This window comes from Phocaeicola dorei, from assembly GCF_013009555.1.
Lineage (GTDB): Bacteria > Bacteroidota > Bacteroidia > Bacteroidales > Bacteroidaceae > Phocaeicola > Phocaeicola dorei.
Genome location: NZ_CP046176.1, coordinates 1,309,294 through 1,330,593, shown reverse-complemented (window position 1 = coordinate 1,330,593; position 21,300 = coordinate 1,309,294). Strand labels below are relative to the sequence as shown.

Annotated in this window: 20 protein-coding genes and 1 pseudogene; 4 read left to right on the top strand and 17 right to left on the bottom strand. The window is 39.7% G+C overall.

The annotated features are described in order from the left end of the window. Nucleotides 1-133 precede the first annotated feature (133 nt). From GKD17_RS05150 to GKD17_RS05080, 15 genes are all read right to left on the bottom strand, one after another. Nucleotides 134-1,378, bottom strand: a complete 1,245-nt coding sequence (locus GKD17_RS05150) for an ABC transporter permease (protein WP_007837275.1) — start codon at nucleotides 1,376-1,378, stop codon at nucleotides 134-136. A gap of 12 nt (nucleotides 1,379-1,390) precedes the next feature. Continuing rightward, nucleotides 1,391-2,647 (bottom strand): ABC transporter permease, encoded by a 1,257-nt coding sequence (locus tag GKD17_RS05145; RefSeq protein ID WP_007837273.1) that lies wholly within the window; start codon nucleotides 2,645-2,647, stop codon nucleotides 1,391-1,393. A 22-nt stretch (nucleotides 2,648-2,669) separates the two neighbouring features. Next, a complete protein-coding gene (locus GKD17_RS05140) occupies nucleotides 2,670-3,941 on the bottom strand; it encodes an ABC transporter permease (protein WP_007837266.1) in 1,272 nt (423 codons plus the stop codon). A gap of 3 nt (nucleotides 3,942-3,944) precedes the next feature. After that, a complete protein-coding gene (locus GKD17_RS05135; RefSeq protein ID WP_007837264.1) occupies nucleotides 3,945-5,225 on the bottom strand; it encodes an ABC transporter permease in 1,281 nt (426 codons plus the stop codon). A gap of 40 nt (nucleotides 5,226-5,265) precedes the next feature. Continuing rightward, the gene (locus GKD17_RS05130) at nucleotides 5,266-6,516 is read right to left on the bottom strand and encodes an ABC transporter permease (protein ID WP_007837259.1); all 1,251 of its coding nucleotides are present in this window, start codon (nucleotides 6,514-6,516) and stop codon (nucleotides 5,266-5,268) included. A gap of 36 nt (nucleotides 6,517-6,552) precedes the next feature. After that, entirely contained in the window at nucleotides 6,553-7,845 is a 1,293-nt protein-coding gene (locus GKD17_RS05125) for an ABC transporter permease (protein ID WP_007837257.1), read from the bottom strand. 263 nt (nucleotides 7,846-8,108) lie between these two features. Further along, nucleotides 8,109-9,407, bottom strand: coding sequence for an ABC transporter permease (locus GKD17_RS05120; protein ID WP_007837255.1), 1,299 nt, complete (start codon nucleotides 9,405-9,407; stop codon nucleotides 8,109-8,111). Between the two features lie 4 nt (nucleotides 9,408-9,411). Then, nucleotides 9,412-10,689 carry an ABC transporter permease gene (locus GKD17_RS05115; protein WP_007837253.1) on the bottom strand — a complete coding sequence of 426 codons (1,278 nt, stop codon included), beginning with the start codon at nucleotides 10,687-10,689 and terminating at the stop codon, nucleotides 9,412-9,414. Nucleotides 10,690-10,739: 50 nt separating this feature from the next. Continuing rightward, on the bottom strand, nucleotides 10,740-11,411 hold the full coding sequence (locus GKD17_RS05110) for an ABC transporter ATP-binding protein (RefSeq protein ID WP_007837252.1): 672 nt from the start codon (nucleotides 11,409-11,411) through the stop codon (nucleotides 10,740-10,742). Nucleotides 11,412-11,802: 391 nt separating this feature from the next. Then, nucleotides 11,803-13,050 carry an efflux RND transporter periplasmic adaptor subunit gene (locus tag GKD17_RS05105; protein ID WP_007837250.1) on the bottom strand — a complete coding sequence of 416 codons (1,248 nt, stop codon included), beginning with the start codon at nucleotides 13,048-13,050 and terminating at the stop codon, nucleotides 11,803-11,805. A 161-nt stretch (nucleotides 13,051-13,211) separates the two neighbouring features. Further along, nucleotides 13,212-14,108: a glucosaminidase domain-containing protein gene (locus GKD17_RS05100; protein WP_007837249.1), complete on the bottom strand. Its 897-nt coding sequence runs from the start codon at nucleotides 14,106-14,108 to the stop codon at nucleotides 13,212-13,214. Between the two features lie 105 nt (nucleotides 14,109-14,213). Beyond that, nucleotides 14,214-14,855: a carbohydrate-binding family 9-like protein gene (locus GKD17_RS05095; protein ID WP_007842451.1), complete on the bottom strand. Its 642-nt coding sequence runs from the start codon at nucleotides 14,853-14,855 to the stop codon at nucleotides 14,214-14,216. A 156-nt stretch (nucleotides 14,856-15,011) separates the two neighbouring features. Then, nucleotides 15,012-15,560, bottom strand: a complete 549-nt coding sequence (locus GKD17_RS05090) for a hypothetical protein (protein WP_007837223.1) — start codon at nucleotides 15,558-15,560, stop codon at nucleotides 15,012-15,014. A 21-nt stretch (nucleotides 15,561-15,581) separates the two neighbouring features. Then, nucleotides 15,582-15,944 carry a hypothetical protein gene (locus tag GKD17_RS05085; protein ID WP_007837221.1) on the bottom strand — a complete coding sequence of 121 codons (363 nt, stop codon included), beginning with the start codon at nucleotides 15,942-15,944 and terminating at the stop codon, nucleotides 15,582-15,584. A 7-nt stretch (nucleotides 15,945-15,951) separates the two neighbouring features. Further along, entirely contained in the window at nucleotides 15,952-16,488 is a 537-nt protein-coding gene (locus tag GKD17_RS05080; protein ID WP_007837219.1) for an RNA polymerase sigma factor, read from the bottom strand. Between the two features lie 307 nt (nucleotides 16,489-16,795). Between GKD17_RS05080 and GKD17_RS05075 the strand changes: the two genes are divergently transcribed. Continuing rightward, nucleotides 16,796-17,467 (top strand): DUF4476 domain-containing protein, encoded by a 672-nt coding sequence (locus GKD17_RS05075; RefSeq protein WP_007852934.1) that lies wholly within the window; start codon nucleotides 16,796-16,798, stop codon nucleotides 17,465-17,467. A gap of 33 nt (nucleotides 17,468-17,500) precedes the next feature. Beyond that, on the top strand, nucleotides 17,501-18,112 hold the full coding sequence (locus GKD17_RS05070) for a DUF4476 domain-containing protein (RefSeq protein ID WP_007837213.1): 612 nt from the start codon (nucleotides 17,501-17,503) through the stop codon (nucleotides 18,110-18,112). A gap of 69 nt (nucleotides 18,113-18,181) precedes the next feature. Here the strand turns inward: GKD17_RS05070 and GKD17_RS05065 are convergent, their stop codons facing one another. Next, on the bottom strand, nucleotides 18,182-18,505 hold the full coding sequence (locus GKD17_RS05065) for a heavy metal-binding domain-containing protein (protein WP_005846220.1): 324 nt from the start codon (nucleotides 18,503-18,505) through the stop codon (nucleotides 18,182-18,184). 217 nt (nucleotides 18,506-18,722) lie between these two features. Here GKD17_RS05065 and GKD17_RS05060 point away from each other — a divergent pair, with 217 nt between their 5' ends. Further along, nucleotides 18,723-19,202 carry a cytidine deaminase gene (locus GKD17_RS05060; protein ID WP_008652806.1) on the top strand — a complete coding sequence of 160 codons (480 nt, stop codon included), beginning with the start codon at nucleotides 18,723-18,725 and terminating at the stop codon, nucleotides 19,200-19,202. After that, nucleotides 19,199-19,558, top strand: a pseudogene (locus GKD17_RS05055) (DNA glycosylase AlkZ-like family protein); the annotation flags it as partial. The gene GKD17_RS05060 and the pseudogene GKD17_RS05055, both read left to right, overlap by 4 nt. A 130-nt stretch (nucleotides 19,559-19,688) precedes the next feature. Here GKD17_RS05055 and GKD17_RS05050 read toward each other — a convergent pair. Beyond that, nucleotides 19,689-21,200 (bottom strand): SGNH/GDSL hydrolase family protein, encoded by a 1,512-nt coding sequence (locus GKD17_RS05050; protein ID WP_007837208.1) that lies wholly within the window; start codon nucleotides 21,198-21,200, stop codon nucleotides 19,689-19,691. Nucleotides 21,201-21,300: the final 100 nt, after the last annotated feature.

Below are 21,300 nucleotides of genomic sequence, written 5' to 3'. Positions count from 1 at the left end.
CAAAGGTAAGGCAAATGGTATGCCAAAAAACTATTTCACTGTTTTATAACACCTTACGACAAAAATGGAGTGTCCGAAATCGGACACTCCATTCATATACGAACACTGCTGATCATGTGACAATGAAATAACATTATTCATTATGCAACGCGTCTGCCGGCTCAATCCCCATCGCTTTCCGGGCGGGGAAATAAATGCCGAGCAAAATTATTATCCCCAACAACAGCATGGCCGACACAAAACAAAGCAAAAAACGTCCCCAAGCAGGTTCCATTAATGTATGCACAGTAAGATCCGCCATCTGCATATTCGCACAAACAAAAACAGCGGGAATGGCAGCCGAAACCAAGAGAAGGATGCCCTCAAGTACATAATAACCAAATACATTCATCCTACTGCAACCTAGTGCCATACGCAAAGCTATCTCACTTCGGTTTTTACGAGTCCGAAACCAGAAAGTACCCAGCATCCCTAAAAATATATTGAAAACAAAGAAAAGGATAACGGCATAGGTAGTATTCAGATAATTCACCGTTCCTTGCTCTATATCGAAAGCTTCCTTCATATCGCCATACGAATTTATATCGTATAAGTAATAAGGGCCGATAGATAATTTCCCTTGCATATCCTGCATAAAATGTTCGGTAAATCCCGGTATGGAATTGGAAGCCACACGCACCGCAATGTGATGCCAATGAGTCAGCGGCGGACTGGGAAGATAAATAAAAGGTTCGTAACGCTCGTACTCATCGGTCTTATGAGCAGGAAGTACCGCCATTACCTTATAATTAGTTTCCGGTTGCACACTATTCAGAAAATAAGGATTGAAACAAGTCTCCCCTACTCCATTGCGTCCGCTAAACAAGGAATCACTTAACGTTTCACTCATCAACACCGGCATGGGGTATTCATTCTTGTCCCAACGCTCCGCCTCAAATGAGCCTGATAATGGCTGCAAACGAAATACCTTGAAATAAGTAGGGCTGACATAACGGATGAAACAGCCTACCACATGGGTCGAATCCGAATGCGGAGCATATCCCTCATACATATTATTTCCCGTATAAGGTATTGTCCCATAATAAAAACAAGCTTCCTCCACCCCTTGATATTGTTGGATTAAATGATAGATTTGTTCCAAATATTCAGCAGAATGACTCATTAATACAGAATCATTTTGCAAAGCCGGCTTAATATTCAATTGAATATCAAAAACATTCTCCGTGTCATATCCTTTAGACTGACGGGCAGCAGCCTCATAATTATAAACCAGATCGATGCTGTACCATAGCAAGATAAGAACAACAATCAATTCAACCCACACCCATACATTGGCGTGCCTCTGGTTCCACATTTGTCTGAATAAACTCTTTATCATTTTTCTTTCCTCCTATTCTCCTTTGATGGTAGTCGCAATATTACGATGTGTGACCATCCATACCGGAATCAATACCGACAATAAATTAAAAACAACACATACGCCGAAAACCAACACAAATAAAGCAGGATGCAACAACAAACCTCCATCCAGACTGATATCTGATAATTCTACCTCGCCGCTACCAAACAACCATACACGTCCCAGCCAAACCAACACACACGAAAACAGATATCCTAAAATTCCACCCAAAAAGACCGTAAACAGATTCTCTAAAAACAACCTCACCATAATGGAAATACGTGATGCACCATACGCCTTGCGAACTGCAATCTCTGTCACACGCTCCTGCATTCGGGCATTGGTCATACCTGAGATATTAATAGCAGGAACAATCAGCAAGACCATCAATAACATACTGTAAACCAACGGTGCACTAATATCTTTTCCACGAAAAAAGGTATATTCCGTATGAGTATAGAGTTCGTTCATCTCGAAAGCATATTCTGCCGTTGAACTATTCAAACGATCCTGCCGATGCTGTACTTCAGTCCGTACCTCTGCAGGACGAGTGTCCGGCAGCAGTTTGAGCAATCCCAGACGGATTCCTCCCAAGCCCCCTGTCCAAGTAGCATAATAGTCTTCATTTTCCAATGAGAAAGGAACAAAAGCATCAGCGTATGCTGTCTGGAAAATAGCATTGACATCTTTCACCACGCCTACCACTTTAGTCGGAAAAAAATTACTTTGATATTCTTTTCCTACCACATCCGTCGTGCCGAAAAGCTGCAAGGCCATACGCTCGGTTACCACACTGACACACCGACGGGCATCATACTCCTCTTGTGTGAAAGGACGTCCCGCTATAAATTCATAATCAAAGAACTTAAACCAGTTATCAGCCACAGGCCGCACAAAATAGTTGAATATCTCATTCGAAGCGGACAAGTTACAAGGGGTCTTGGAAACGCCACGATACCAAGTAACCTCTTTTACACCAGGGAGCTCTGAAAACAATGCTTCAAAAGCCTTGCGTCCCATACCGCTGTTCTGGTTGGTATGATCCTGCTTACGATAGGTCATTCCCGAACCTGTATACATCATATCGCTCCGATCACTTTCCGGAGCCATATCCATTGTACGGAAGTCATAAATCATCACTACCACCATAACAAAAGCGATAGTGACAGCTGTTCCTATAATACTGATTGTAGCATAAAAAGGATTCTGCCGTATCAGATTAAATGCTTGTAATAATAGCTGTTTCATTCGTTTTATCTCTTCATTTTATTTATTCTTCATGTAATGCCTCAGCCGGTTCGATACTCATGGCACGACGGGCAGGGTATCCTATTCCAATGACAATCATTCCAGCAATCAGAATGAAAGTGCCCAGAATTGTAATCGCAAAACGACCTTCCGTAAAAGGCATACGTGTAACTTCCACCAGTTCGGCATATCCCAAATTCCACGCTACGACCAATGCAGGAATAGCAGATACCAACAATAAAAAGACTCCTTCCCCCATCAGACGACCGCAGATTCCCCAACGGGTAGAACCTAAAGCTATACGCAACGCAATTTCGACACGCCGATGCTGTGTCCGGAACCAGAAAGTTCCGATAATGCCTAGAAAGATATTCAGCAATAAGAAAAATATGATACAAAATTGCGTATTCAACTCATTCACCGAATCCGTTTCATAAGCAGTGCGTACATCACTCAAAGGAGTTATATCCAAAAGATATAGATTGCCCACCTGATATTGACGGTCGGCATCCACTATCAAACGGTCTATGAATCCATCATTCTGTCCCTCACGAACACGTAGGCAAACTTCTATATAAACCGTTTCGCCCAAGGATTCCATTACCTCATCTGTCAGGTACACAGCAGCATAACGGGAGCCGTAATCATCCGGAGCTGTAAAATGATCATAACGGACCGGCTCGGTAAGAGCAGCTATAGAAAGGTGCTCCGCCTCCGGCTCATTCCGCCAAACAGGCACCCTACGCCCTAAAAGTTCCTTACCATGCCAAGGTGCATCCTGATAAACATCGGCAATATTCACAGATAAGACCATGCCGGACGGTGTCAGTGCCTCAGCAAGGCTTTCACTATCCGAACCGTCTATATTGCGATAACGGAATACATTAAAATACTCCGGAGTTATCCATCGTTTCAAACTACGTACCGGGACTGTATCCAGATAAAATGAAAAACTGTTTGCACCGTCATTATAAGGTATACAGTTTTGCGAGAGGCTGACTGCTTCCACATCCGGACGATGCGCAAGCCTGTTTACAATTTCATGCAAATCGGCAACATCTTCTTTCATAGTACGGCCAGGCTGATAAGCAGCCGCCTTCGAAGTCATCCGCTCAAAACGAAGAACATACGTATTTTCTATATCAAAGCCCATCGGCAAATTATAGATGCTCAATGTGACATATACCACATCCACAATATACCATAATATGACAAACACCACAAAAAGTTCCATCCACAGAAACGCATTGCTGCGGCGCTCGTTCCATATCTGTTTCAATAAATTCCTGTTCATGATCTAACGTTGGTTTAAAGCGTCCGTAATATTCATGCGCGATGCCCTCCAGGCAGGAATGCACGCTGACAGCAAATTCAAGAGCAGGCAGAAAATGAATGCGGCCAAGAATATCCAGGGACTGAACAACATATCTGCCGAAAGACTGGTTTCTCCTATTTGGGCACGGTTCTCGCTATTGGAAAATAAGAAATCATTCAATAAAAAAGTACATGCATAACTGAAAAGCATTCCTACTGCTCCGGCTATGAGCGTCAATAATAAGTTTTCATAAAACACTTGCCTCAACAAGACATTGGCAGTAGCACCAAATGCCTTCCTCACTCCTATTTCCGACATGCGCTTCCGCATACGGGACAAAGTCATGCTACTAAGATTTATAGCCGGTACCAACAATAAAATGACAATCACCAGCAGGTAGTACAAATAAGCTTCCTTCGCCTGTAACTCTCTTCCCCAGTGACGAAAGATAAAAGAGAAACGATCATCGGGTTGTCCACGATAAAAGATTTCAGAATCCTGCAATCCGTCATTAAATTTCTGACGCAGACGTTCCACCTCTTCTCTGATAGCAGGAAAATCTTTCTCCGAATGTGCCAGAATGACCACACGAAAAGTTCCCATCGCATTGTCATACCAACACTTCCTGGCTATTTCAGTTGAATTGAAAGGTATCCAAATCTGCGCATACGAAGAAACAGCCAGTTTGGATACATCTTTCACAACACCCACTATCGTATAATCGGCCAAGTTAAGTTGGACTGTACGCCCCACTGCTTCTACCGTACCAAATAAATTCCGGGCCACAGAAGCGCTAATTACAACCTTAGGAAGTCCGCTTTCACTATCGGCAGCCGTAAACGGCTTTCCGGCAATAAAATCAAAAGAGAACACTTTCCAAAAAGTATCGTCAGTTTCAAGATTATCCACTGTCATTGTTTTTCCCGCAGGTACAGAAATACGCATCCTGCCTCCTGTAGACACTATAGTTACCGTCTCAGGAACAGTAAGCGCCTTAAAACACTCTTTAGCCACCGTAAGTGACATACAGCCGTTTGATGAATTATCACTAGTATCTCCTTTCTGATGAATAGACATCGCTTTCATATAAAGAGAACGTGAACGGTTCACCTCAGGCACACAATCCGTAATGCGCACTTCCAACACCAAAACGATGACCATGATCATACAAATAGCCAATGCCGTTCCTATAATAGAGACCAAGCTGATGAGCCTATTCTCACGGAGTTGGAAAAAAGCCTGTTTGAAATATAGTTTTATCATGTTTGTGCTATGCTCTAAAATCTTTTAACAAAAAAAGAAATTACTCATTATGCAATGCTTCCGCCGGCTGAACTTTCATAGCCTTACGTGCAGGAATCCAAATGCCTACTACAATCATCAATGCAATCAAAATAAAGGAGATAAGAACTGTTATTATGAAGCGTCCACCTTCAATAGTAGTACCATTCATCCAAGCATTCAATTCACTATTTGCCAGATTCCAATTGATAAAAACAGCCGGAATAGTGGCTATAACCAATAGCAGTAATCCTTCCACCAACTGGCGTACAAAGACACTGTGGTCTGTTCCTCCCAAAGATTTCATCAAAGCAATCTCACCACGTCGTTGCTGAGTACGAAACCAGAACGTGCCCAGCAATCCTAAAAAAATATTCAACAATAAAAAAACCATACCCAAAATATAGCTGCGCATGGAATTGGTTTGTGACTGTTGATAGTTACGACGGATATCATCAAACGAACGCACTTCGGCTATAAACACATTCCCCACCCGATATAGCTTCTCACTATCAGCTTTCAAACGGGTTATAAAATCTTTATCCTGATCTTCTTTTACCCGTACACACAATTCAAGTCCCACATCATACCAATTCTCCGGCAAAAGTTTCACCATACTGTAGCTGTTCCATGCCTGCTCATAATCTGAATACCGGACTACCTCCAACGATGCTCCCAGCGTATAGGTTTCCGTCGTATCTCCAAACAAATAAAACTGTTTTCCTACCAATGGAGTCAAATCTCTTCCGTAACGTTTCTTGTATAAATTATCGGAAGCCAAAAAATTCTTGGGATGGCTAAGCAACTCCGCCAATTGTTCAGGAGTTTCCCCACGAGTACCATGATACTGGAAAACCCGGACAAAATCAGGACTTACTAAACGTCGAATAGTCCATCCCGGCGACTGAAGTGTGTCATATCTAACCTCCGTACCGCTGTTACTCCCATTATAAGGATAAGAATTCTGACCAAAACCAACCGCCTCTATATCCGGACGATATTTAAGACGCTCGGCAAGTCCTTTCACATCTTCCCGCTGCTGCTCTTTTGTCTGATTAGGAATAAAATCAGGACTTTTATCAGTAAGGCGTCCCATTTGTATCAAATAACAATGGGAGATATCAAAACCACGTGGCTCATAGTAAACAGCTGCCTTAACATACATATAATCGACAATATACCACATAACAACACTCACCAACAACAATTCGGTAACAAGCCAAAGATTGGAACGCCACTCATTCTTTATCTGTGTCAATAGTTTCTTATTCATTCTAACTCTTCTTTTAAATTCTTAATTTTTCATCTATTAATGTATCTTTCCTCCCAAAGCATTGACTATGTTAGTACGCGATGCCCGCCATGCGGGAATACCGCTACTAAGCAAATTCAATACAAAACAGAACAACAATGCATAGAGGAAAGTAGATGGTTGCAATAAAATTCTGGAATCAACAGTAGGCGCATTCAGAGTAACACTATAAGGTTGTGCAAACAATATATCAGTGCCCCAATAAGCGAATAATATACTAATGAGCAATCCGATAGCCCCTGCCAACAAAGTGATTACGAGATTTTCCATCACAATCTGCCCCACCATCTCTATGCAGGTACTTCCAAATGCACGACGCACACCTATCTCGGCTACACGCTGACGCAAACGGCTTTGCGTCATGCTGCTCAAATTTATGGCAGGAACCAATAATAGAATAATAAAGATAATGACACGCTCACGACGAGCCGCTTTTAAATCCGGTTCCAAATTGGCAGCAAAAGAAATCGATTGGGTTTCCTGGTCATAAGGACGGTTGCGATCTATCAATGTATACCCTTGATCAGCAAGTATTGAATTATACTCATTCATACGGCGCTTAGCCTCAGCACGAATCTCATCAAAATCCTCACGGTCATGCGCCAACAGAGTTACACTCATCATTCCCATGTGGTTATCACTCCATGTGTCATTAGACAGGTTGGTCGAAGTGAAAGGAATCCATACTTGCCCGTAAGCCATATCGGCAAGAGTTGAAACATCTTTCACTACTCCTACTACACGATAAGGAGCATGACTCAGCAGAAATTCTTTACCTACAGACTGAATAGAACCAAACAAGGCACGTGATATGCTCTCTGTTATAACAGCTACAGGGCGCCCAGCTGTAAAAGTAGCTTCATCATACGGCTTTCCATCTGTAAACTGAAAATCGAACACATGAAAAAATGTATCATCTGTCTCACGCACATCAGCTCCTATCGCAGGCGCACCAGGTAGGGAAACAGGAGTGGACACCGTCATGCAACAATAAACAGTAACAGCCTCAGGAGTCTTCAACGATTTGTATACTTCACGTGCAGTCTGTACACTCATCGGACCATTACTTGTCCCATTTCCCCAATCTTTATGACTGATACTCATATAATGTACATGTAAAAAACGGTTACGATTGGACTCGGGAGAAAAAGGAGCGACCTTTACTTGTTGCATCATCACTACCAACATAATAAGGAAAATACTCAGCGCAGTCCCCACAATACCGATAATACTGATAAGCGGATGTTGGCGTAGTTGTGCCAAAGCTTGCTTGTAATACTGTTTTATCATTTTCGAATTCTATTTTATTATTTTCTTATACACTTTATATCTATACTAGCCAAAGTCATGCCAAAGACACAAAAAACTGAATATAAACATATTATCTTTATTATACACTGTCCGAAAATGAACACCAACTTCATTTTCGCACACGATTTCACTTCCTGATATATAAATTAAAGCAGAGATACAATGTTCTATATTTCCAAATAGATCCCAAATGTATCTCCGTTTTTCATTAATTCCATCTTTTAATAAAATGAATATCTGATTTACTCACCATGCAATGCCTCAGCTGGCTGGATACTCATGGCCTGCCGTGCCGGAAACCAAATGCTGATAGCGGCAATAGCCCAAAGTAACAGAAAAGTAACAAGCCCTCCTATCAGGAAACGTGTGAAACTCCATTCTACAGGCCATGTCTCTACTAAATCAGAAATACCTAAATTATAAGCTACAACCAAAGCAGGAATATAAGCGATGGTTATCAGTAGAAAGCCTTCTCCCATTAAAAGAGTCTGAAGACTGTGCGGCGTAGCCCCAGCAACCAGACGGACGGCCAGTTCTTCACGACGCTGCTGCGTACGGAACCAGAAAGTACCCAATATGGCCAAAAACGCATTAGCTAAAAAGAATCCAGCAATGGCCAAATAAGTATAAAGATCGCTACGATAATCAGCCAGATGTTCATTCCGGTAATAACTCATAGGACGCATATCCGCCAGATACAGATTACCCACACGCAGCTGTTTCTTCATCTCTTTCCGGAATGATTCCACAAAGCCAGGACGGTCGGCATCTGCCTTCACACGAATAAATATATCATGATAAGGAATACTGCCATAGCTTATCTTAAAATCTCCCTGTCCCAACTGTACAATGCGATAAACGGCTTTACTCCAATTGGAATATTCATTATATTTCTGATTCTCGCATACGGCGGCCACACGCACCGAATCTGGTTCATCCTCGCGCATGGAAACCCCACTATGAATAAACCGACCGGCTAGCTCCACTCCTTTTACAGTCATATTATTTATGTCCGGATTCAACAGCCGACAAGCTGTATTTTCCGTCACCACAAAATCATTGGTATGTGATGCCCGCCGGGACAACTCTTCAGGCGAACATTCATCAGCCCCTCTGACACGAAACACGGTAAAATAAGAAGGAGTGACTTCCCGATACATCGCACTGGTCTTCAATGTATCATAAGACATGGTTCCACTACCGTTTTTCCATATATAATGGAAATGCATCAAAGTATAACATGCACTTTCTACTGCCGGATGATGTTGCAGCCGATTATAAAATTCCAAATATTCAGCTGTCACTTCATCATCAGACCGACTTGCTGTGTCACACTCCACGCTTTCATTGGGTAAGACGGCCGCTTGTACATAATATACATGCTCCCAATCAAACCCTAATGATTTCTGTTGGTTCACTACCACAGCATACACATAATCCACAGCATACCACAGTGAAGTAGCAATGACGAACATTCCAGCCATCAGCAACAGATTGGCACGAAGATTATTCTTTATAATAATTAATAAATGAATCAGCATAGCCTTAGAGTTTTTGATTTAACGAATCGACAATCGGAGTATGGGCAACACGCCAGGCAGGAATGTATGCCGAAAGCAAATTAAGCACCAGACAAAAACAAAGCGCCACAAAAAATACAACAGGACTGACCATAGAAACATTCATGGTAGCTGTTGCTCCCCAAGCAGTCTGAAGCAACCAATCACTCATCAGCCACAGACACAGATAAGAAAGTCCAAGTCCCAGCATCCCACCGATTAATGTCAATACAAAGTTCTCGTTCAAAACCTGCCACACCAACTCTCCCTGTGTAGCGCCAAAAGATTTACGAATACCTAATTCTTCCAGCCGACGACGCATACGGGTATGTGTCAATCCGCTTAGATTAATGGCGGGAACCAATAAAATAACAATAATCATAATGCCATATTTCCAATATGCCGCATCCAGATTTTCATACGAGTTGGCAAATTTACGATTCAACTGAGTACGGAAGTTATCCGGTTGCCCCATCAGTTGCAATTCTCTCTCACCCAGTGTCGTATTAATCTGTGCCACTCCACGGGCCACCTCATTACGGATTTTCTCAAAATCATCTGAACTATGCGCCAAGATAGTAATGATATGATTTCCCTGAGTTTCTCCTGCTTCCACCTTATTGGCTATCGCATTCGAAGAATAAGGTGCATAAACCTCACTCCATGCAAACTCACAAAAACGATTTACATTCTCTACTACACCACAAACAGTATAATCAGTAAAATTAATCTGTACAGGTTTCCCAATAGCAGCGTCCACATCTCCATAAAGACGCCTCGCCACACTTTCAACAATAACAGCTTTCTTTATTCCCGACTGAAAGTCAGCCTGGGTAAAAGGTTTTCCCGACAAGTAATGAAATTGGTATATCTTCCAAAAATCAGCATCTGTCAGTAACAACGGTGTATTGACCTCTTCATCAGCTCCTGGAGTACTGACTAATACTTCACCGGCTTCATAAGTAACGCATACAGCTTCGGGAGTTTTCAACGGATAAAAGACTTCTTTAGCCATCCACAATGAAGGTCGGGAATGACCTGCGCTGTTAGGTTCTTTCTTGTCATATACCGTACGCTCCCATTTGACGTAAAGCGAGCGTGAACGATTTACTTCAGGAGCATAGTCCGCCGTTTTCGCTTGATAGACAATTAGAATAACCATTATCAAAGCAATAGCGAGGGCAGTTCCCAATATAGTAATTGCACTTAGTAACGGTTGGTTACGCAATTGATAAATTACTTGTCCTATTGTTTTTTTTATCATTATAGTACCTTTTCATTAATGGTCCGTAGAAAAAATGAAGTAGCCTCCAGTTATTGCACCTGACGGCCATCAAAGAAACGGATAGTTCTTGAAGTCTGTTTGGCTTGTTCTTCATTATGGGTTACCATCACAATGGTACGTCCATCTTCTTTATTCAATTTATGCAACAACTCCATTACTTCAGCACCCATTTTTGAGTCCAAATTTCCGGTAGGCTCATCGGCAAGGATAATTTCGGGATTGCCCACAATAGCACGGGCTATCGCCACACGCTGACACTGACCACCGGAAAGCTGTGTGGGCATGTGGCGCATACGATGACTTAAACCAACACGCTCCAACACTTCTTTTGCCAAACGGGTACGCTCCTTGGCAGCCATCTTTCTATAGAGCAAAGGCAATTCTACATTGTCAATCACATTCAGCGAATTAATCAGGTGGAATGACTGGAACACAAATCCCAAAGTCTTATTACGAAAAGCAGCCAGTTCTTTATCTTTCATACTTTCTACAGAAGTACCGTTTATTTCAATCTTTCCACTGCTGGGAGCATCCAATAACCCCATAATATTCAACAAGGTAGACTTACCGCAACCGGAAGGCCCCATAATACTAACAAATTCGCCTTTAATCACATCCAAATTTACATTTTCCAGTGCTAATGTTTCAATCTCATTGGTACGGTAGATTTTATTGATACCGGTTAATTTAATCATTGCCATAATTTTTCTTATTTAAATTGTTAATCTTATACACTTTTTATTTTTATGAATCAAAAGATATACCAAAGCAATAAACATTTAATTTTCAACAGATTATTATTTAATATATTGTCCGATAACGGACAGTATGATCGTTTTTGTCAGTCGTATTCATCCCACAACACATCTACCGGACTAATACAACTGATGCTGTATACCGGAATAAGAATGCCAACAAGCATTATGAATAATATAAAAAAGTAAACAATCAAAAAAACGACATAGCCTAAGAACAAATTAAATTATGTTCGGGAAATGAGTGAAAAGGAAGAAAAGACACTTCATTTCCCGTAACAATCAATGTATTAATTAAGAGAGAGTTTTATCTTGTTGTTTATGTCATAGCTGCTTCTTATTTCAACTTCAACTTATTCTTGTTTTTGTAACTGCTCATATCGCTGACAACCACCTTGTCACCCGGTTTCAATCCCGATATGACTTCCACATATTCAAAATTACTGTCACCCAATTGAACTTTACGCTTCACTACTTCATCCTTACTATCCTGAACAAATAATTCATATTCACCGCGACCGACATAATAAGAAGCATTCGCCAATCTTAAAACCCCTTCTTTCACGGCATTCATTACATATACATCCGTCTTCAAGCCGGAACGCAATCGCTTGTTATTATCTTCATTCAGTTGTACAATGAACGAAATCACCCCATTCTTACTCAACGGTGTCACACTACTTACCGTTCCTTCCAGTTTCTCATTGCCAATCTTGACTATGGCACGTCCACCTGCTGCCACACGGTCACCGTATGTATCAGCTATTTCACCTTCCACTTTAAAGTGGCTCAAATCAGAAATGATAGCTACTTGACTACCTTCCGCCACCTGCGCACCTACCTGATTATTAATATAGGTAAGAATCGCTTTACGCGGTGAACGAATTTGAGCGTCATCCAATGTACGTTTCATTTCAGCAAGACTCTTTGAGAAAATATTGAATTCCAATTCCTTCACTTTCAAATCAGCCTCTTTTACTTTCGATTCATTTGCGTATTGCTGACGGAGCTGTTCCAATTCCAGTTTTCCTGTATTGAAGTTCAATTCAGCCTGACGAACCTTGTCCGTTGTTCCAGAACCCAAGCTATCCAAATAACGTTCGTTGCGAAGTTCTACCTCCATACGGTTCAATTTCATGGCAGAAATTTTCACTTGCATTGATAAATCGCTCAGATACGTATTATTATTCACTTTCAACTGCTCTAACTGATAACGTTTCATCTGTTCTTCATCCAGCAATTTCTTGTATTCGGTTTCCGTACTCTGCAAATCAAGTTTCAAAATCGGCGTACCTACATCCACGCTGTCTCCTCCCTTACGGTAAACTTCCACGATACGAGTATTAATAGGTGAATTGATAATCTCTTCAAAAGCCGGGACAACCTTACCGGAAGCACTGACACTTACTTCAATAGTTCCATTGTCTACTTCTGAAAACACCAAATCTTTCTTATTGACGCTACTTCGCATAAACGAAATCAATACAGCTATACATACCACTGCCGCCACACCTATTGCACCATATTTAATGAACTTCTTTTTGCGTTCCTTATCACGCACTTCTTTAGGGATTTCTCTGTCCATAACTTATTGTAATTTTATTATTGTCATTTTTGTACTAAAGAATAAACAACATCCGTGCCAAGAAAGCAACTTATTGATAATCAATAACAAACAAAACGTACAGGGTGTCCGAAATCGGACACCCTGTACGTTTTTAAACATCAGTTACCGTACTATAATGACTAACGCAAACGCAATATATCACCTACTTTAGGAGAAGAATCTTCCGGTTTCATCTTATTCATCTTATATAAATTCTTCAGACGAATACCATACTTTTGGGAAATGGAATACATAGATTCTCCCTCACGGACAACATGAACTATGTGTTCCTTATCCGCACGACGATGCTTTTTATCCAAATAAATAATATCACCTGGTTTCAATACATATCCTTTATAAAGATCATTGTATTTCCTCAACTTACGTTGACTGATATCAAATTCTTTAGAAAGTTTTTTAAATGTATCCCCCGGGCGTACCACAATATAAAGTAAATCATTAGCTAAATAAGGCTGATGCGGGTTTGGGAATTCCTTCATCCACTTTATACCATCCTTGGTATCATACTTATGTAATTCATATAATTCAATGATATCAATTAAACGATACGCATAGCGAGGGTCAGTAGCATATCCCGCCTTCTTCAGCCCATGTGCCCATCCTTTATAATCGGTGATTTTTAATTTAAAAAGAGATGCATAACGTGAACGTCCTTTTAAAAATTTAGAATGATCTTCATATGACTCACGAGGGTGCTTATAGGCACGAAAACATTCATTACGGGCATCATCATCATGCCGTACAGTACGACCAGTCCAGTCACCACCACATTTTATACCAAAATGATTATTGGATTTACGAGCCAGCGTACTTTTTCCCGCCCCTGATTCCAATAATCCTTGAGCCAAAGTGATGCTGGCAGGAATACGATACCGTTTCATCTCATCGACAGCAAGATCTTTATACTTATGAATATATTCCTCATACTGCCGGTTACGGGTTTGCGCTTGCACTGTAAAATTACATAGACAACAAAGCAACCCGATTAATATAAATTTCAACGTATGTTTCATCATATAAAACTGTTTCAAAATCGCTACTATACTTTATCCGTTATATATAGTTGCAAACTTACCATTTTTATCCAGCTGTATGCAATCTTTTTAAATTAATTACGAATTTCATTCGAATTCCAAAAGTCCAAAGAAATCCGGACGATGAAAATCCGGCTTCTCTATTTTTATAGGACTCCATGATAAGAAATGAGGCTTTTGCAATTCATCTCCACATTTATAAAAATTAGCTCGTACAACCATTCCATCCAACTTGGTAATGGTATGCTTAAAAAATACCTTATACGGAATCTGCAAAGCAACCTCCCAAGTACATTCTCCTATCTTTTCTTCAAAAGTTTCTCTGCCCAAACTAGCCCAACGCTTCACCTGATCTGTTATTTCAAGAGGAGCCATTTCTCGATTACTACGCTCCGAACCTGCTGCTAAAAGAATCGTAGCGATACAGTTACATTCCAAATTGTAATAAACGCCATCTCTCGCAGGAATAGAGAAAAATTCCACACAGGAATCTGTCCAGACACTACCGTTATCTTCACCGTATTTGGCACGAACACTATCTTCTACTACTTTATAATGAACTAATATAGCATCATTTGTATAGGCTATACGAAAAGAGACTTGAGGTTGATAAGGATATTCTTTCCAGTTCACTATATTAATAGGATAATACATTATGTTCTCATGATCAAATAAGGTCGGTATTTGTTGTGCATCCTGAACTTTGCCACTTAATTTCTTTACTTTCATCATATTATTTTTATTAATTAAATAGCTACTGTTAGCTTCACAAAAATATATACTTCCAATGAGAAAACAAAATAGTGGCTACCATAAACAGCAGCCACTAAAAGAATAAAGCCATAAAGACAATGAAAGTACTATTTTTTCCCATTTCACCCATATTTACTTCTTCACATCGCCCTGTGACATATGTCTTCTTCCATCATGCTGCTTTTTCATTCCTTGTCTTTTTTTCATCTCTTTACGAAATTTATCACCATTGTGTTTCTCCATATTATACATTTTCTGAATTTGTTTAGGAGAAAGAAATTTCCGAAACTCATTATAATATTCCTCACGAATATCCAGTATCTTTCTACTCTGCGCGAAACGTGCCTTAATAGCCTGCTCCACTTCAGCATCTGTAGGGACCGGTTTGGGGATCTGTTTATCGGCGGCCGTTCTATTTGCAACATTTCGACAAACTCCCATATGACGAGTAGCCTGCATTTCTTCCATGTATTGTTTATACACCGGAATAAATTTAGCAGCCGTTGCGTCATCCAATGCCAATCCTTTTATAATTTGATTGCACTGTATTTCCAGCATCTGTTCTTTATTAAACTGCCTTCTTTCAGATTTAGTTTCTTTCTTTTCTTGGGCAAAAAGTGTTACCTGACTTCCCATAACAATGGCTGCCAACACCATTAAAAAAAATTTTGTTCTCATCATTTTTTTGTTTTTAGTGATTAATCAATTTATAAATATATCATTTTCAGACAATTCCACCCATTCTGCTAATTCCTCATCAGACATAGATTCTATATAACGATCCAAAGTATCTGAATAAGAAGAGTCTAAATCCGTAGAAACAATAAGTGAATGAGAAGGCAACTCCTCTGCCACAGGTTGAGATATCGGAAAGAAAAGAACTCCCAACATGACAGCCGCAATAGCTAAAGTAGCCCCAATAATCAATTTTATTCTATTCTGCCTATTAAACCTCTCAGCCTGGGTACGCTCCAATACTTGTTTTTGCATTTTTCCGAAAAAGCCATCAGGGGTACGATAAGGCATCCGCTTCCCAATATTCTTAAAATCAAACTCCTTTTCCATCCTATCTTTAATTATTTATCATGTACTCTTTTATCTTCTCTTTTGCATAATGATAATTCACTTTCAACGTATCCACCTTCGTGTCCGTAATCCTGCTAATTTCTTCATATTCCAGTTCATCATAATAACGAAGATTGAAAACTACCCGCTGTTTTTCAGGAAGCATCAAAATAGCCTGCTGAAATTTCACCGCCATTTCGTTCTCATAATCCACATAATCTGACGCCATCAACTTATTCATTAACTCTTCCTGAACTTCTTCCGCCGAAACAGCTTGTTCTTTACGCATATTCAGAAAACGGAGACACTCATTGGTCGCTATCCGATAAATCCATGTTCCCAATGAACTTTCCTCCCTAAACTGAGGAAGATGGCGAAAGACGCGAATAAAGACTTCCTGCAAAATATCCTCTGCATCCTCATGTGATACAACCAATCTCCGGATATGCCAATATATGGGCTGTTGAAAAAAATCTATCAACAATTTAAATCCCCGTTCCGGGTCGGAAGCCCATACTTCCCTAATTTTATCTTCGTTTATCATCTATTCGTCAAAAGTTTATAGGTTAGAACCACCCGAGAACAAGAAGTTAAAAGTGAAAATAAAGTTTTTACATTAATTATAGATGAAGTTAAAATAATCAATCACATTTCCAACAAGAGAAAAATACAACCAATCTTCCAGAATATGAATTTAAAGATTTCAAACTCAATCTTCCTAACAATAAATTTCAGTTCTTAGAAGAATTACCATATAAACAGTAGGGAAATCCCTAAAAATAAATAGGGAAAAAGATAGAAGAATATACCTTTTCCCAACTTATCTTTGTTACAAACAAAAAAACAAAAAAATGAGAAGATTGAAACAAACATTATTAGCGTTAACCATTTGTACTTTAGTCATCAGTTGCGGTTTGACTACTAGTAGCACTATTATGAAAGTACAGAGAGGGATGTCCCAAGAAGAAGTCAGCCATTTACTTGGAAAACCCGATTTCCGTAGATTCGACAACGGCTCGGAACAATGGGAATACACCAAGACCAATATGTCCACAGCTGCAAACACGGTAATTATTATCGATTTTGTAGACGGAATGGTAACAAACATGGATTCTTTTGAGCCCAACATTACTCCGCCTCCAGTTGCAGTGTGTCCGCCAAATGAAATAATTACGGTAGTTCCACCCAGCCACCCTGATCATTTTGGCCCGCACAGACCAAAACACAAAGCTATGAATCCACATGATTTTGAAAACCTCTATAAAAAAGTAAAAAACAAAGCATTTAAGGACGACCAAATGGAATTATTATCTGTAGGAGTTGTAAACAACTACTTCACCTGTAAACAAACTGCCCGACTCATGTCCATATTTACATGGGACGATGAAAAAATGAAAGTATTAAGAATGGTTTCCAACCGCATTGTAGACCGTGAAAATGGAAAAGAAATCATCAAGACACTGGATTCTTTATTTAAACAAGATGATGCACGTAAAATATTGGGAATCACTGACCGATGGTAATTCAACCTAAACAACACACAAAAACATAAATATATGAGAAAATTTAAACAATTATTATTGCTTGTTATCAGTATAACACTTGTCGGCTGTCATACCACAGGAAGTATCAAGCAGAAAGCATGGAAGGTACAGCAGGGAATGACAACAGAAGAAATAGGCCAACTTCTTGGAAAACCCGATTTCCGACGTTTCGATGGTTCTTTGGAACAATGGGAATATCAGAGCGGAGGAATTGCAACGTCTTGCAAATTTCTAATTATCGAATTTAGAAACGGAAAGGTAACAGGCATGGATTCCTACAATGAAATAGCTAAAGAAACTTCAGTAGGAGACCTATATTCCAGCAAAATATCCCTCCATACCGTTGGTTCAATAGACGATAACGAATTTGAAAAGATATACAATGAAACAAAAAATTCCGTGTTCAAAGATTCAACTCTGGAAAAGGCCATTATAAATAAAAAATTAAGTTGCGCACAATGCCTTAAACTTATGTCACTTTATACTTTTGATAATGACAAGTTAAAAATGTTACAAGTATTGAAAGACCATATAGCTGACACAACAAATTACGATAATATTGTCAACTCACTAGATTTCATTTCAAGTAAAAACAAGGCCAAAGAGATATTAGGAATACCCTAATACAGTAAAAGCAAACGTACCTGTTGCAATAAACCTAAAAAATATTGCAACAGGCACATCTGCTTTACCTCAATCTTCTATTCTGACAGCTGTGCCGCTTGCGGTTACCATCAGCATACTACCACTGTCCCCCACAGTTTCATAATCCAAATCCACCCCAACTACAGCATTAGCTCCCAATAAAGCAGCCTGATCCTGCATTTCTCGTAACGCGGTATCTTTAGCCTGTCGAAGTACTTCTTCATAAGAACCGGAACGACCGCCTACAATGTCACGAATACTAGCAAAAAAATCACGAAACAGATTAGCGCCGATAATAGTTTCACCTGTTACAATGCCATAATATTTGGTTATACGTTTTCCTTCGATAGTAGGTGTTGTTGTTGCTAACATAATCTTTCTCTTTTTTAATTATATATTCATTAGACGCACAAATAAAAGAAAAAGTTGCAACTTTCTCCTTTTTTATCGGTAACCATATTATTCTTTTCACATTCAACTCTGACAAGCAATAAGAAAGTAAATAAATTAAAAACCAGATTTTAGAAAAGAAACATGGGAGATTAAAAACAAAACATTACATTTGCAGGAAAACAAAGAGGAACGTATCATGAAACAAATCAAACTGGAAATAAACATAGAGGCTTGCCATTATAACGAACTAACAGAGAAGGACCGCAAACTGATAGACGCTGCGTGTGAAGCAACGAAAAGAAGCTATGCTCCTTACTCACATTTTGCTGTTGGAGCCGCCGCACTGTTGGAAAATGATATCGTTATTACCGGAACCAATCAAGAAAATGCAGCCTACCCATCTGGTCTTTGTGCAGAACGTACCACTTTGTTTTATGCCAATTCTCAATATCCGGATCAAGCAGTAAAAACACTTGCCATTGCTGCCCGCACAGAAAATGATTTTCTTGACACACCTATTCCTCCTTGCGGTGCCTGTCGGCAAGTATTATTAGAAACTGAAAAACGATATGGAAAACCCATGCGGATACTGCTTTATAGTAAGACTGATATTTATATATTAGAAAACGTAAGTGGACTTTTACCTTTATCGTTTGATGGAAATTATCTGAAATGATACCTACCATCCGTCTGCACAGCCAACAGTTAATAAATCCAGTTTTAAATAATCCGAAAGACCTCGTATCATGGATGGGAAGCATTCAAGCGCAAGATTACACTATGTCCAAATGAGCTATTGGTATCCGGCTAGAGGCAGGAAATCTGCAAACAGTCAATGAGGCACTGGCAAAAGGATATATATTGCGCATTCACGTCATGCGTCCTACTCGGCATTATGTAGCTGCTGAAGATATACGCTGGACACTGAAACTTTCATCCCGACGCATCATTACTGCCAATCACTCTTTTGCCAAGTCCAGAGAGCAAGACATTTCAGTTGACATTTACAACAAAGCAAACCGACTATTAGAAAATCAAAAGAGAATTACTTTCCCTAGCGGAGAAAGAATACCTCACTTTTTCCTCCGAACAGTAAGTAATTTGTAAATGGATTATTTCTGCGTCATCACATTTCAAAAATAATTCATTACATTTACATTATTCAGTATTGCAATATAAAACTCTCAGCCACTTTCAAGAAACGTTCATGACCTTTTTCATTCAAATGTGCAGTATCTGTATTATTTTTGCTGTTCTGAAAATATATTTTTCTAAAATGATCATTATTTGCATAAATTCCTCCTTTTCGGGCGCTGTCAAAAATAGGAATACTATAATTTCCACAAACCTCAATCATAGCATCCACCACTTTCTCAGCATCACTTCCCGCAAAGTTTTTACAGTTCCATCGGGTAAAGAAAAAAATCTTAGCTGTGGGATACTTTTCAATAAGCCCTTCACACAGCATTGCCAGCCTCTCTTTAAATACATCAATACCGCCAATTGAATCCAATTTAAAACCATCATTGTGCCCACCCACAACAATAACATAATCCAAATCATCCGGCATTTCCTTATATCTTACATACATCGCTTCCCCCCAACGCGGGCTACTATAAGCAATGCTGCTGCCGTTCTTGCCATAATTTAAATATTCCATACCATGCTTCTCGGCAAATTTATAATGCCAGGTATTCTTAACAGGTTCCTTATGATTCTTCACATAACTATCTCCAATAATTCCCAAACGTTTTCCTTTCAATTCATCAGTCCTGACGATAACTCCTTTAATAATTTGTTCCAACTGCTTATATACCTGTTGTCCCAAATACTCTGCCGAATGAGCCGTAAAATGAAGTCTGTCATTTAGCAATTCTGCGCCTGACATATCTATCAGGTGCATGTTCGGATCTTCAGCAGCCAATTGCTTCATCGCATTCTCCACTTCTCTGCTGAAATATTTATTACTTCGGGCAACAGTACCAAAAATAAAAGGCAAACGAGAATAATCCTTTCCGGTTTTTTCTGTCAGATGCATACGCACATAAGCCACCATTGTCTTCAAGTTACGGTAATAATCTTTACTTTTAGCATAATCACTTTCCCCCTGATGCCAAAGAAATGCATCTATCTGATAGCCATCCTTCAGCCGGGAAAGAGTTTTGTCTATACACATGTCTATCTCTTGAATGAAAGAAAGCAACAAGGAATTTCCTCCATCAGAAGTTGGCTTAGCCTGTGCCAGCCATTCAGGAGCCGCAGACCAAAAACGTCCCTTGGAAGCATTATAATCAGGTGCAATGGAAGTTCCGCCAACAGCCCATTTCACCACATAAAATTTCTCCTGCAACAACTGCTCCAACCAATAATATGTCACTGCATCAAAAGCCCACATATTATTTTTTCCGCTACGTTTGGCACGAGGCCAGAAAGGAATAAATTCTCCTTTCCCGTCATTCTGAGCTATCTGACAATAACGGTAGGCACCTTCGGTATACGTCAGTGTGTCCGTAGCCAATGCTTTAATATATGCCGGCAAATCTTCATTAGGAGTTCGTCCATCGGTATTAGACTGTCCGGCAGTTATAATCACATGTACAGGATTGGAAGCCATCGTATTCAAGCTAACAGCTGCAAAAATCAAAATCAAAATTAAGTTTTTCATAAGTATCATTTCATGTTTTTAATGGACACAAAAATAATCCTAATTCTAATATAACGACATGGATTATCGTCCATTATCATAGATTTTTGAACTCATTATGATTCATACA